Genomic DNA, 13,994 nt, shown 5'->3' on the forward strand with positions numbered 1-13,994 from the left:
TGTGAATTTAGCGAACTTGAAGAGCCCGATGAGCTGTTAAGGTTCGTGACAGGCCCTTTACTGGTATTCGAAAGCGGTATGCCAGCATCGTTTGCTATTTTGTTTTTGACGCCTTCTGTACTCGTATTTAACTTTTCTGGTTGAGTTGTGCTACCGCTTAGCATAGTTGCCGGTGTATCTACCTTTGTCGTGGCAGTTTGTTTTGTTGGCTCAGGTAAAGAAACGATAGTTTCAAGTTTTTTTAAAAAGGAGGCGATGATCTGAACCGGCTCAACTTTAGCGATAACAATGTCAGAAGACGATTTATTTGTGGGAACCTGAGTTTCATTTACTGGCGCCCCAATAACGATTTCGAGTTTGCTCTGTATTGGGGTGAGTAATAAAATAGGTCGCCCTTGCTGAAAGGTTATTTTTGCTAAGAATTCTCCTTGATTCAGCTGAGGTCCAGAATCTTGTGCTACAACAGTGCCATTAGCAAATTGAAACTCTTTGTTAATAATTGTGACGTTCGGTAACGGGTAGCCTTGAGTTCGAGCCGCAAGAGCCGAAAGCTGCGCCTGAGATATGCCATTTTGTTGCGCCAACTTGATAACAGCCTCTGGAACTTTCAGCGCAATAGGCATGGCTAGAGCAAGCAGTTGGCTGATGGGATTTTGAGTCGCTGTGGTTGTTGGTGGCGTGTTTTGCGCATTGGGGGTGACTAGAAAAGTATTCGCTGTCAATAATATTTGCCGCTGCTGAGCGTTAACAAGCTTTAAATTATATTCTGTACCGTTTAGAATAATACTATCTCCTTCAGGCGAGGTTTGCACCTGAGCTGGAATAGGGCGCGGAGAAGCATTGAGAGCATCAGCTTGGGCTGTCGCAGTATGTAACTGCGGATTTTGACTGCTAACAAGTGGAATCGACTCCATTTATAGACCTTATATAGTTTATTCGGCGATATATTCGTTTTGTAAAATTAACAATTGACCAATTTTTTTTGCCAAGTATGCTTATGCGCCTTGTGACAACGGAACTGTCATACTGGATAGTATGCCACTAAGACGAATTATCTTTATATCGTCATTTTTGTATTGTCACTTTAGCGAAAACTTGCTGCCTAAGCTGTACATTTATATTAAGAGAGCGATATGAAGTTAAAATGGATGGGATTATCTTTGGGGTTATTGCTGTTGCCTAAAGTGCAAGCGGCTGAAGTACCCGTATCAGATACCATTCAGCAGGAAACACCTGCTAAAGTACAAATCACCTATGATGATCCCCGAGATCCGTTCGAAGGCTTTAACCGTGCAATGTGGGATTTTAACTATCTCTATTTAGATAGATATTTATATCGCCCAGTTGCCCATGGTTACAACGATTACGTTCCTATGCCTGCTAAAACGGGCATCAATAATTTTGTACAGAATTTAGAAGAACCGAGCAGCTTAGTAAACAACGTGCTGCAGGGAAAGTGGGGCTGGGCGGCGAATGCGGGTGGACGCTTTACGATTAACACAACTGTTGGTCTATTAGGTGTCATTGACGTCGCAGATATGATGGGCATGAGCCGTAAGCAAGATGAGTTTAACGAAGTGCTTGGTTATTATGGCGTACCCAATGGACCTTATTTCATGGCACCGTTTGCGGGTCCTTATGTCGTTCGAGAACTCGCGTCTGATTGGGTTGATGGTCTATACTTTCCCTTGTCTGAGCTAACAATGTGGCAAACCATTGTTAAATGGGGACTTAAAAATCTTCACTCCAGAGCATCTGCGATCGATCAAGAGCGACTCGTTGATAATGCACTCGATCCCTATGCCTTTGTCAAAGATGCGTATTTACAACACATGGACTATAAAGTCTATGATGGGAATGTTCCTCAAAAACAAGATGATGATGAGTTACTCGAACAGTATATGCAGGAGCTAGAGTAACCAATAGGCCGTACTTGACAGCATTTGTCTTTAGTATGCAAGTGTTCGCCTTATCGAATAACGTTATCGGTATGTTCACTTGAGTAATGGCAATGCGATGAATTCTATTCAGGAACTTTTATGGCGTTAAATGGTGTTGCGGTTCTTTTAGTTGAAGATGATCCTGTGTTTAGGCAGATTGTTGCAAGCTTTCTTGATAGTAGAGGCGCGCAAGTTACACAAGCCTGTGACGGTGAAGAAGGATTATCATTTTTCAAATCGCAGCACTTTGATGTTGTTCTTGCAGACTTAAGCATGCCTAAGCTTGGTGGGCTCGATATGCTTAAGGAAATGACAAGGTTAGCGCCACTGGTTCCTTCAGTTGTGATCTCAGGTAATAATGTCATGGCTGACGTTGTTGAAGCCCTAAGGATTGGCGCCAGTGATTATCTCGTTAAGCCAGTATCCGATTTATTCATCATCGAACAAGCCATTAAGCAAAGCCTGCATAATTCCTACATTGATGATACCCAAGCCGCGGATTTTGAAGCCCTATCCCATCAAGAGTTAAGTGATAACCTCGCTTTACTTGAGCAAAGTGTTGCCGCGGCCAAGCAAGTGCAGCAACAATTATTCCCCGCTTCAAACATAAGTTACCCTGCCGCCAAAGTTGACTACAGTTTGTATAAAAATAGTGACATTAGCAGTTACTTTATTGATTCAACAATGGTCGGCACTGATCACTTGATCATGTATATGGCGCATTTATATCCCGAAGATAATCGAGCCGCTTTTGCCTGTGTTCTGCTGAGAAGTTTTGTTAATCAGAAGCTTAAAGATTTTCGAAATGGCCAAAGCCAAAGCATTATTGAACCATTCAATATGATGAGCTATTTGAACGAGCGTCTAGTTAAATCGGGACTCGATATCAAAGCGGATATGATTTATGTCTCCATTGAGCTAACTAAGTACCGTGCTGCTATCGCACAGGCTGGGAAGGGACTGCGTTGTTATCTGCGTAATGACGAGGGATTAAGCCCGCTAGCGCTTTCAGAGAGCCTACAGCTGGGCGTATTAGATTGGGGTAAGCCGAGCATTCAGTTCCGCAGTATTTTACCGCAAGAGCAGTTGTGTATTGCGACCAGTGAGCCAGAACATAAACAGGCTTTGCTTGATAATAAATTTAAGGGGTTGGTTTACGATGCCACAATCCCCGAAGGTGGCTTCCTACAGTTGAGCCTCTAGTTCGTCTTAAATGAAATCAGTATTCAGCCCAAATTCGACATAAAAAAAACGCCTTACTAATGCTAGTAAGGCGTTTTTGTTTTTACAGTCGCAGAGCTTATTAGCGTTTTATTGCTTCATGCTCAGCGGTAACGGCTATTTCGTCTTCTAAGGCTTCAGCTTCAGTATGATGCTTAGTCTCAGCGCCATGCATCCAATCCACTAACTTATCAGCCATAAAATACAGGATAATGCCTGAGAGAGCTGCTGTGATGGCAATACCAGAGAAAATCGCCATTGCATTGGCTAGTTGTTCTTCTTTTTCTCCGCCATGGCCGATGAATGATCCGACAACACCACCAATCTTGTTGGCGGCTGCAACGAATAGGAACCAAGCACCCATCATCAAAGAGGCAATACGCAGTGGAGCCAGTTTAGTCACCATAGACAGACCGATAGGTGATAAACACAGTTCACCCATAGTATGGAAGAAATAAGCGCCCACTAACCACCACATGCTCGATTTAACTGATGCATCACCGCCCATTTGCATTACAGCGCCTATCATAAATAGGAAACCGATCGCGAGTAAAAACAGACCAAGTGCAAATTTCACTGGCGAGTTAGGCTCATTCTTACCTAAGCGGATCCAGATAGAAGCAATCACAGGGGCAAATAATACGATAAAGATAGCGTTTAACGATTGGAACCAAGTTGTCGGAACTTCAAAGGTACCGACCATACGATCGGTGAACTCGTTTGTAAACAAGTTCATTAAACCGCCCGCTTGTTCAAAACCAGCCCAGAAGATAATAGTAAATAAACCCATTACCATGATGACCTTAATACGGTCACGCTCGACTTTTGTGAGTGGTTCTTTACGTATTTCGCCTTTTTCTTCCGCTTTTTGTTTTTCAAGCTTAGCGGCTGGCACTCTGCCTATATCGCCTAAATACTTCTGTGCAAACAAGAATTGGATAATTAGAGAGAAGATCATACCAACACCAGCACAGAAGAAACCTGCTTGCCAGTTGTTAACAAATACTTCTTGTCCGTTAACGATAGCCGCGTGTCCGAAGCTAGTGTAAGCCCAAGCTACAATAAAGCCTGAAAGTGCAGCACCTAAGTTGATGCCCATGTAGAAAATTGTAAATGCGCCATCACGACGGTGGTCGCCTTCTTCGTATAGATCCCCCACCATAGTGGAGATGTTTGGCTTAAATAAACCGTTACCTAAGATAAGAGTGCCTAGGCCGATATAGAACACCGTTGTTTCTAAACCTGGGATCCAGCTATGCGGCGCGGCAAGTAAGAATTGGCCGGCAGCCATTAAAGCACCACCCAAATAAATGGCTTTACGTTGGCCCAAAATGTTATCGGCTAACCAACCGCCGATAAGTGGCGTTAAGTAAACTAAACCTGTGAAGGTACCATAAAGTGATAATGCTTCAGCCTGAGTCCAACCTAGACCATGCCCGCCGTCACTCTGTACTTTATCAACTAAATACAGCACCAAAATGGCGCGCATTGCATAATAACTAAAACGTTCCCAAAGTTCTGTTGTAAACAGCAGGAACAATCCCTTAGGATGCCCAAGCATCGTTCCTTGTGGTTTTGCTACGCTCATGAAGTCTTCCACCTTAAGCTCGTGATTGCCTGTGGGCCCCTGAAACAGGATGATGTCACCACAGAAAAATGGTTGTTGCTCGTCCCCATATCGCCTGCAGGTTTAATCAGCAATCAATTCATACTAATGCATTCATTAATTGTTGAATAACCGCTAGTTACGTATGGGTTATTGTTACGTTTTTATAATAAAAGTAATATTTTTAGCTGTGAAATGAGTATTTTCGCTAAAATCCCACCTTATATACCCCTTAAAAGCAACCAAAGTCAATTTTGGTAAACCAAGTGGTGACATTATCAGCAATATAGTATTACCGTGCTTTTAGATGTGAATTCGCTAATCTAAGTGCGCATTGTATGTATACCGAGCGAGATGTCAGAGAACGGCGAAAAACTGCTTCCATCGACTTAAGCATCTTTGCTATGATTGCCGCCCGTGAATGGACGTCACTTAAAATAGGGTAGTGAGATTAGCGTATGAAGGCATGGTACCTTTTGTATTGTAAGCCTCGTAGTGAAGCGAGAGCACAACAGAACTTAGCACTTCAAAATTTAGAGACGTATTTACCTATGGTCTCTGAAGAGAAATCTCAACGCGGGCGGAAACAAGTCTGTCGTGTACCATTATTCCCTAATTATTTATTCATCAATTTCGACCCAAGCCAAACAAGTGTTAGGCAGGTCCACTCTACTCGTGGTGTGAATCGAATCGTTAATTGTCAAGAAAAAATGACGCCCATTGACGACAGAATTATCCATGCCATTCGCATGAAAGAATTAACGCCTTCCCAAACGGTATTAGCCGAAGTACCAGAGCTAAAAACTGGGGAAAAAATTCGTTTTACAGATGGACCATTTGTTGATTTAGAAGGTATTTTCCAAGAAAAATGCCCGAACAAGCGTTGTCATGTTCTATTCAACATAATGGGACAAATAAAGACAGTTACAGTGCCAGAACAAACTGTTGAGCGGGTTAGTATTTAGCGAGTTGGATCACACTTCATTGTCAGACTTAAGATGAAGTTTTTGTAAGACATTAGCTATTTTAGTGATTATTGCTTTTTGCCTACAATAAATAAAAATCATTGAAAAATCTATAAATCAATGAGTTACAGGTTGTCTGAAATAGTTGGTTGGTTTGGCAACAAATTGTTGTTTGAAATTCGAACAAATGCCTTGTGTTTGCTTGTTAATTAACCAGCTAAAACTGAAAGTTTACAGTAGACTTGTAAAACTCAATGTTGTGATAATGTTTTAATAATCTGGTCGCCCATAGTGGAGGCTAGCTAAGTGTTAAATGTGGATATTGAGGCAAAGACGACAATTAGCCTAGTTAAGCTATTTGTTTTTGCTTACCCAAAGTAGAAATTGCTCGGCGTGTTTTCTCACAAGTTTGATGATGTTACTCGCTAGGAATACTAAAGGATTAGAGCCTTGCCATTCTTTATATCAAAGAATGTTATAGCTTTATTGCTTGAAAAATATGAATTTTCGCGTCGCGAAGGGCAATATAGAAGCCGCAATCTATGGGCGGTAGCGTGCCTGAAGGGCATCGAATGAATAGTTTCATTCGTTAAGCGGACGCCGAAGGCCTATGGCCGCCACGCGGATCGGTAGCGTGCCTGAAAGGTGAGAAACCGTAGGTTGGGCTCTCGAACGAGAGGTATGGATACCGAACTGGCAGTTATATAGGGATATATTTATCGAATGAATAGTTTCATTCGTTAAGCGAACGCCGAAGGCCTTTGGCCGCCATGCGGATCGGTAGCGTGCCTGAAAAGGCTCAGGTTTTGTAAAGACATCAAGCTGTTTGCTGCTCAAACGTAGAACGAATTGTGCTACATCTAAATTCTAAAAAATAAGTTTTGCCCCAATTTTTATAAACGGAGATATCTGGTGCTACGACAAGTCAAAAAATTCATCATACTAGGCATAAGTGCCGCGATTTTGATGGGCGCGCAGGCTAATGCCATTACGCCATCTCCGCAGATGATCGAGCAGTTCAAAGCATTACCTAAGTCTGAACAAGAAAGATTAGCACGCCAATATGGTGTTGACCCTTCAATCATAACTGGGGCTGGTGCTACAGCGACAGTTGTTGAAAATCCTACAGTAGTGACTCCGCGCGCGGCGAAAAATAATGTGGTTGATCAATCGGAGAGCGACCAGTTAAATCAAGCGACTAAGTCAGAATCTACAGTTGAAGCAATTGAAGACAAGAAAGAAAATCAACTCAAACGTTTTGGCTACGACCTCTTTGCGGGTTCACCAAGTACATTTGCGCCAGTTAGCGATGTACCCGTACCTGCTGAGTATATGATTGGTCCTGGTGATAGTCTGAATGTTCAGTTGTTCGGTAAAGAAAATAACCAATACACATTAACAGTGGGCCGTGATGGTGCCATTCAGTTCCCTAATTTAGGGCCTATATCGCTAGTTGGTTTGAGTTTTGCTGAGGTGCGCGAATTATTACAGCAAAAGATTAGCCAAAGCATGATCGGCATTGAATCAAATATCACTATGGGCGAATTACGCTCAATCCGCATTTTCGTTGCAGGTGATGCTTTCCAACCAGGCTCTTACACAGTTTCAAGTTTATCGACAATTACTCAAGCCCTATTTATCTCTGGTGGCGTGAACCAAATTGGTAGTTTACGCAATATTCAAATTAAGCGTGCTGGTAAAACGGTAGGCCACTTAGACTTATATGATCTTCTGCTTCGCGGGGATGCCTCTGGGGATATTCGTTTACAATCTGGTGATGTCGTATTCATTCCATCTTCAGGTGGTTCGGTGAGTGTGATGGGGGAGGTTCGTCGTCCCGCTATTTATGAACTCAAAAATAATGAAACAATGGCCGATGTTATTCGCATGGCGAGTGGTCTAAACCCAGGCGCTTATCCTAAAGCAAGTACGGTTGAACGTTTCAGTAACGAATCAGTTAAAACCGTAATCAGTGTTGATTTAACCGAAAATGCGGGTTTAAACACCTTAGTTAAAAATGGTGACCTTTTAAATGTAAGATCGGCCTCCAGCCGTATCGATAATGCGATTACTGTCGCTGGTGCTGTCGTTCGACCTGGTAAGTATCAATGGACGAAAGGTCTGACCGTTGCGGATTTACTTCCTTCAATTTGGGGTGACCTCACTATTTCAGCTGATTTGGATTATGCCTTACTAGTACGTGAGATAAATCAGCGCGGCGATATTCAAGTTGAGCGTATTGCGCTCGGACGCGCAATAGGTGAGCCTAAATCACACTACAATCCTCAATTGAATCCGCGTGATTCAATCATAGTGTTTGATTATGCAGACCGCGAAGCGTTACTAAAGCCAATAATTCAAAAGCTGAGAGAGCAAAGCCGTTTTGGCGATGCTGCTAAGTTGGTCAGTATTAATGGAAATGTACGTTTTCCTGGCCAATATCCCATCACGATTAATGCTGATGTTAAAGAGCTACTTATCGCTGCCGGTGGTTTAGAGGAAGGCGCTTATACACTCTCTGCTGAATTAACACGCCAACAGGTTTCTGAGCAAAATGGGGTGTCAGTTGAGCATGTACAGCTGAGCTTAGATCGCGTAATGCAAAATGATCCATCTGCAAATATTAAGCTACAAAGCCGCGATATTCTAACGGTTCGCACCCTTCCCGATTGGCAAGAGACTCGTTGGGTAACCATTAAAGGGGAAGTCAAGTTCCCCGGTACCTATAGCATTCAACGCGGTGAAAGTTTAAAGGATGTTCTTGCTCGTGCTGGCGGCTTAACGAGCGATGCAGCTCCTCGCAGTGCAGTATTTTTACGTAAGTCAGTAAAAGATAAAGAGCAACTTGAGTTATCAAAACTTGCTGATGAATTGCGCCGAGAGATTGCTGCGAAAGCGTTGACCAAAGATACCCCAACTATTGGTTATAACGATGCACAGCAAATGCTCAATGAGCTCGAGAATGTCAAAACGGTAGGTCGATTAGTTATTGATATTAATGCCATAGAATTAGGGATTGATAGCGCAAACCTTATGCTTGAGGATGCCGATGCCTTGTACATTCCACCGACTAATCAAACGATTTCAGTCATGGGCCAAGTGCAACACCCAAGTACACACAGATACAAGCAAGGTATGACTTTCGATCAATATCTGGCTTTATCCGGCGGAGCGCGTAAACGTGCCGATGAATCACGCTCTTATGTACTAAAAGCTGATGGTTCTGTCCAAATGCCTGAATCATCTTTTTGGTTTAATGGCGGAAGTGCCATGGAACCAGGCGATACCATAGTTGTACCATTAGATACTGAATATAAAGATAACCTAACACTTTGGAGCCAAGTCACTGGGATTATCTACAACACAGCTGTCGCAGTGTCTGTAATCTCAGGGCTGTAGCAAAGTTTGAGGGCGTTGCTCCGCAACTTCTAGGGCGCAGTACAAAACGCTGCTGCTAGCAGCGAAGCACCCTTGCTTCTAGCAATCGCTCTGCTTTTCCACGGAGGTACCATGACTGAGCAAGAATTTAACCGTTGCAAGATGCAGTTGTTGAAATTGGCTGATGCAGATAAGCAAATAAACGCGCTTTGGCTATACGGTTCGCACGCTAAGGGATTGGCTCATGAGCACAGTGATTTAGATTTAGCTGTGCAGTTTACCTCCTTTGAGCCAGATATTTTTGCTCGGCGTATGCGTCCCGAGATGCTTCTACTGGATTGGCAGCAAAGTTTACAGCTACGTGATGGCCAATTGTCGGTGATTGACCTTATGCAAGCACCCATTCTGCTTGGTATCGAAGTTCTACAAGCCAATACCCTTTGGTATTGCCGTGAGCGAGGTTTAATGCTGCAAGGTGTGGGGAAAATCATGTCGCGATATGAAACCGACTATCTACAGCAGGTAAAAACTACAGCAGTGGGTGATACATGAGCGAGAACATAAAACATGACGGGTATTTAGCGGCAATGCGTGTCCATGTGCAGCAGTGCCAAAGTGATTTAGAAGAATTGCGTAACCACTTTTTGCAGGCACCACTTGATAAATATCAGCGTTTAGCTTTACAACGTTTAATGCAAATAAGCATTGAGTCAGCAATTGGTATTGCCAAACATTGGGCGCAACAAGTAAATCAACGTCCAATATTGGAGGCCTATCAAGCCTTTGATATTTTAAATTACGCAGGCTTACTTAAAGGCAATGCGCCTTGGCGTCAGATAATCGGCATGCGTAATGTGTTGGTGCATGATTATTTGAATCTGGACGAACCATTGCTAGAAGTTGTCATCCGCCAGCAGTTATACGCGGTAATTTTTGATTTTTGCTATCAAGGATTAGCGGCGCTAGAACGGCCTTCGGCCTGCTAGTACGCCACTGCATGGCTCTAGGATTTAGGCCCTAGGCCCTAGAAGCGCAGCGTCCTAGTTTCTGCTTTTAAGGAGCCCCAATGCGATTCGAACAACTGGATGTTTGGAAACGCGCTTGTCGCCTTTCATGTGATGTATATAAGGAACTTAAAAATTGCCGAGATTATGGGCTCAGAGATCAGATGACCAGAGCGGCAGTTTCTATTCCCTCAAACATTGCTGAGGGGGAGGAACGTGAGTCGAATGCAGAGTCCGCAAGATTTCTTTATTTTGCAAAAGGCTCATCTGGGGAACTGATTACTCAGATATATATTGCGATAGAAATTGGCGTGATAGACAAGCAAAACGGAATGACTCTTATCAAAGAGGCTAAAGAAATTTCAGCAATGATTGCTTCTTTGATAAAAATACGAAAAGGCAGTGTCCGAGAAGAGTCCGCAGATTATAAAAGTACTTAAAAACTAGGACGGCCTTCGGCCTCTAGGACGCAGCAAAAAGCGCTGCTGCTAGAACGCTCGCAAGCTCGCTCTAGGCCCTAGCACTTAGGACGCTTCGCTCTCGGCGCTAGCCCCTAGAAGCGCAGTGCTCTGCTTTTCCTAACACTTTCTTTAAATATCTTTAAGCTTTCCTAGGGCTTAGCACCTAGGGCCTAGAACCTGAAGAACCAATGAACACACAAATTACTCAAAATCCAAACACATACCAATCCGACGCAAGGTTTCCTCAAGCACAAGATGATGAAATCGATTTACGTGAGCTATTTGCCGTCATCTGGCAAGGCAAATGGCTCATCATTGCCATTACTACAGTATTTGCCATTGGTTCTGTGGTGTTTGCGATAATGCAACCCAATATTTATAAGTCTGAGGCATTACTGGCCCCTGCTGCCGAGGAACAAGGTGGGGGCTTAAGTGCCTTAGCCTCTCAATTTGGCGGTTTAGCCAGTCTTGCGGGAGTTAATTTAGGTGCTAAAGGCGGCACAGATAAAACGCAACTTGCTATTGAAGTATTAAAATCCCGTCAATTTACCAGTGATTTCATTCAAAAACATAATATTCTTGCTGATATAATGGCAGCAAAAAAGTGGGATCGAGATTTGGATATAATCGTATACGATGCGGATCTTTATGATGTTAAATCAAATCATTGGGTACGCGAAGTTGACCCTCCACTTAAATCAGAACCTTCAATGCAGGAAGCCTATAAAGTTTTTAGCAAAATATTAGCTATTAATACGGATAAAGAAACTGGAATGGTTACTCTAGCGGTTGAGCATGTATCCCCAAGCGTTGCAAAACAATGGGTTACTTGGTTAATCGAAGATATTAATAAAGTCATGAAAGAGCGTGATGTTGCCGAGGCTAATCGCAGCAGTGAGTTTTTAAATAGACAAATTGCCCTAACTAATGTCGCCGATATTAAAACGATTCTTTATAAGTTGGTGGAAGAACAAGCTAAAACCATTATGTTCGCTGAAGTACGAGATGAGTACGTATTTAAAACCATAGATCCAGCATTAGTACCTGAAGAAAAGGCGAAACCTAAACGCGCATTAATTTGCGTACTAGGTACTATGTTGGGTGGGATGTTCGGTATAATGTTTGTGTTAATTAGGCATTTTGTTAGAAAAGAAGATTAATTAAGAGCTTGCAGGTACTGCCTTAAAAAAATAGAGAGGTAGAAAAACAGTAAAACCTAGGCTCTACAAGGGATAGTGCTTACTTAGAAATAAGAGCGACTGTCTTCAAATGGATAAAAAGCGTCTCAGCTGGGTTTGAAGGCTGAGACGAGAAAGTGAACATCCTCTGCATTTCTCATTCTATATCGGCCATTTACTATGGCTAAATTCAACAATTTTGGTAGTAAATAATGAAAATACTTGTCACCGGTGGTGCTGGCTTTATTGGCTCTGCAGTTATTCGGCACATCATCAACAATACTCAAGATAGTGTAATTAATGTCGATAAATTAACTTATGCCGGCAATCTTGAATCTCTTGTAAGTGTTGAAAAAAATCAACGATACGCATTCGAGCAGGTGGATATTTGCGATCGTGCAGCGCTTGAGCGCGTGTTTGCTCTGCATCAACCTGATGCTGTAATGCATTTAGCGGCAGAGTCCCACGTTGACCGCTCAATCACAGGTCCTTCAGATTTTATTCAAACCAATATTGTGGGTACTTATACACTGTTAGAAGCTGCACGCCAATATTGGACACAACTTGATGCCGAGCGTAAAGCGGCATTCCGTTTTCATCATATTTCAACCGATGAAGTGTATGGCGATTTACCGCATCCTGATGATATTGAAGATGGTACGGAGCCTTCAGCGAATAAAGAGTTACCGCTATTCACTGAAACAACGCCTTATGCGCCTAGTAGTCCTTATTCGGCATCTAAAGCCTCAAGTGACCATTTAGTACGAGCTTGGCTGCGCACCTATGGACTACCGACCATAGTCACAAACTGCTCCAACAATTATGGTCCGTATCACTTTCCTGAAAAGCTAATCCCGCTGGTGATCCTTAATGCACTCGAAGGTAAGGCATTGCCTATTTACGGTAAAGGCGACCAGATCCGCGATTGGTTATATGTCGAAGACCATGCTCGCGCACTATACAAAGTGGTTACTGAGGGCAGAATTGGTGAAACCTACAATATTGGTGGTCATAACGAAAAACAGAATTTAGAAGTGGTGCAAACCATTTGTAGCATATTGGACTCATTAGTCCCCAAAGCTACGCCTTACGTAGATAAAATCATCTATGTGACCGATCGGCCCGGCCATGACCGCCGCTATGCCATAGATGCAACAAAAATGAGTAATGAGCTTAAGTGGCAACCAGAAGAAACCTTCGAAACAGGCCTTCGTAAAACTATTGAATGGTATTTAGCGAATCAAGAGTGGTGTCAGCATGTCCAAGATGGTAGCTATCAGCGAGAGCGTTTAGGCATTTAATCTCTTTTATTATTTTGTTTTATGTCCTAGTTTTTCTTTAAACCTAGGATCTATTTATCTAGGAACTGATTTTACTATGAAGGGAATTATTCTAGCCGGCGGTTCAGGTACGCGTTTATATCCATTAACTCGCGGAGTATCAAAACAGTTATTGCCGATTTATGATAAGCCAATGATTTACTATCCTTTATCCACACTTATGTTAGCTGGAATTCGGGATATATTAATTATCACAACCCCAGAGGATAATGACAGCTTCAAACGTTTACTTGGCAATGGGTCAGATTTTGGCATCAACTTGAGTTATGCCGTACAGCCATCACCCGATGGCTTAGCGCAAGCATTTATTATTGGTGAAGAATTTATTGGCGATGACAATGTTTGCTTAGTACTTGGTGACAATATTTTTTATGGTCAGTCTTTTTCCAAAACACTAAAAAATGCAGCTTCTAGAGTTACAGGAGCAACAGTATTTGGTTATCAAGTGAAAGACCCTGAACGTTTTGGCGTAGTGGAATTTGATGCAGAGATGAAGGCGATTTCTATTGAAGAAAAGCCTATAAAACCTAAGTCAAACTATGCCGTTACAGGCCTTTATTTTTACGATAACAAAGTCGTTGAGCTAGCAAAGCAAGTAAAGCCATCACATCGTGGCGAGCTAGAAATAACGACCCTCAATGAGATGTATCTCAATGCTGGTGAGTTGAATGTGGAATTGCTAGGTCGTGGCTTTGCATGGTTAGATACAGGTACACATGAGAGCCTTCACGAGGCCTCATCTTTTGTTCAAACTATTGAACATGTTCAAGGTTTGAAAGTTGCTTGTTTAGAAGAGATCGCCTATCGCAATGACTGGTTAACCAAAGAACAACTACGCGAACTCGCCAAGCCGATGCTTAAAAATGACTATGGACAATATCTCAATCAGCTGGCGGGTTAA

At 42.7% G+C, this 13,994-nt stretch carries 11 protein-coding genes and 1 pseudogene; 10 read left to right on the forward strand and 2 right to left on the reverse strand.

All coding sequences use genetic code 11. The features are described from left to right. Positions 1 to 914 (reverse strand): annotated as a pseudogene (locus tag Q4Q54_RS19530) (flagellar hook-length control protein FliK); the annotation flags it as partial. A 219-nt stretch (positions 915 to 1,133) separates the two neighbouring features. Here Q4Q54_RS19530 and Q4Q54_RS19535 point away from each other — a divergent pair. Both Q4Q54_RS19535 and Q4Q54_RS19540 read left to right on the forward strand, forming a co-directional pair. Beyond that, complete coding sequence (locus Q4Q54_RS19535) at positions 1,134 to 1,919, forward strand: VacJ family lipoprotein (protein ID WP_106651057.1); 786 nt, start codon at positions 1,134 to 1,136, stop codon at positions 1,917 to 1,919. Positions 1,920 to 2,039: 120 nt separating this feature from the next. After that, positions 2,040 to 3,143 carry a response regulator gene (locus tag Q4Q54_RS19540; RefSeq protein ID WP_311989317.1) on the forward strand — a complete coding sequence of 368 codons (1,104 nt, stop codon included), beginning with the start codon at positions 2,040 to 2,042 and terminating at the stop codon, positions 3,141 to 3,143. 100 nt (positions 3,144 to 3,243) lie between these two features. Here Q4Q54_RS19540 and Q4Q54_RS19545 read toward each other — a convergent pair whose 3' ends face one another. After that, entirely contained in the window at positions 3,244 to 4,749 is a 1,506-nt protein-coding gene (locus Q4Q54_RS19545; RefSeq protein WP_311989318.1) for a peptide MFS transporter, read from the reverse strand. Between the two features lie 476 nt (positions 4,750 to 5,225). Here Q4Q54_RS19545 and rfaH point away from each other — a divergent pair, with 476 nt between their 5' ends. The 8 genes from rfaH (at position 5,226) to rfbA (ending at position 13,994) form a co-directional block, all read left to right on the forward strand. Next, positions 5,226 to 5,732: a transcription/translation regulatory transformer protein RfaH gene (gene rfaH, locus Q4Q54_RS19550; protein WP_115334226.1), complete on the forward strand. Its 507-nt coding sequence runs from the start codon at positions 5,226 to 5,228 to the stop codon at positions 5,730 to 5,732. A gap of 912 nt (positions 5,733 to 6,644) precedes the next feature. Beyond that, positions 6,645 to 9,131 carry an SLBB domain-containing protein gene (locus Q4Q54_RS19555; RefSeq protein WP_311989319.1) on the forward strand — a complete coding sequence of 829 codons (2,487 nt, stop codon included), beginning with the start codon at positions 6,645 to 6,647 and terminating at the stop codon, positions 9,129 to 9,131. Positions 9,132 to 9,242: 111 nt separating this feature from the next. Continuing rightward, on the forward strand, positions 9,243 to 9,662 hold the full coding sequence (mntA, locus tag Q4Q54_RS19560; RefSeq protein WP_311898031.1) for a type VII toxin-antitoxin system MntA family adenylyltransferase antitoxin: 420 nt from the start codon (positions 9,243 to 9,245) through the stop codon (positions 9,660 to 9,662). After that, entirely contained in the window at positions 9,659 to 10,096 is a 438-nt protein-coding gene (gene hepT, locus Q4Q54_RS19565) for a type VII toxin-antitoxin system HepT family RNase toxin (RefSeq protein ID WP_311989320.1), read from the forward strand. Before mntA ends, hepT begins: the two co-directional genes overlap by 4 nt. An 80-nt stretch (positions 10,097 to 10,176) precedes the next feature. Next, positions 10,177 to 10,554, forward strand: coding sequence for a four helix bundle protein (locus Q4Q54_RS19570; RefSeq protein WP_240129361.1), 378 nt, complete (start codon positions 10,177 to 10,179; stop codon positions 10,552 to 10,554). 209 nt (positions 10,555 to 10,763) lie between these two features. Then, positions 10,764 to 11,735, forward strand: a complete 972-nt coding sequence (locus Q4Q54_RS19575) for a Wzz/FepE/Etk N-terminal domain-containing protein (RefSeq protein ID WP_311989321.1) — start codon at positions 10,764 to 10,766, stop codon at positions 11,733 to 11,735. A gap of 230 nt (positions 11,736 to 11,965) precedes the next feature. Then, positions 11,966 to 13,054, forward strand: a complete 1,089-nt coding sequence (rfbB, locus tag Q4Q54_RS19580) for a dTDP-glucose 4,6-dehydratase (RefSeq protein WP_311989322.1) — start codon at positions 11,966 to 11,968, stop codon at positions 13,052 to 13,054. Positions 13,055 to 13,130: 76 nt separating this feature from the next. Continuing rightward, complete coding sequence (rfbA, locus tag Q4Q54_RS19585; RefSeq protein ID WP_311989323.1) at positions 13,131 to 13,994, forward strand: glucose-1-phosphate thymidylyltransferase RfbA; 864 nt, start codon at positions 13,131 to 13,133, stop codon at positions 13,992 to 13,994.

This window comes from Shewanella sp. SP2S2-4 (genome assembly GCF_031932025.1).
Taxonomy (GTDB): Bacteria; Pseudomonadota; Gammaproteobacteria; order Enterobacterales; family Shewanellaceae; genus Shewanella; species Shewanella baltica.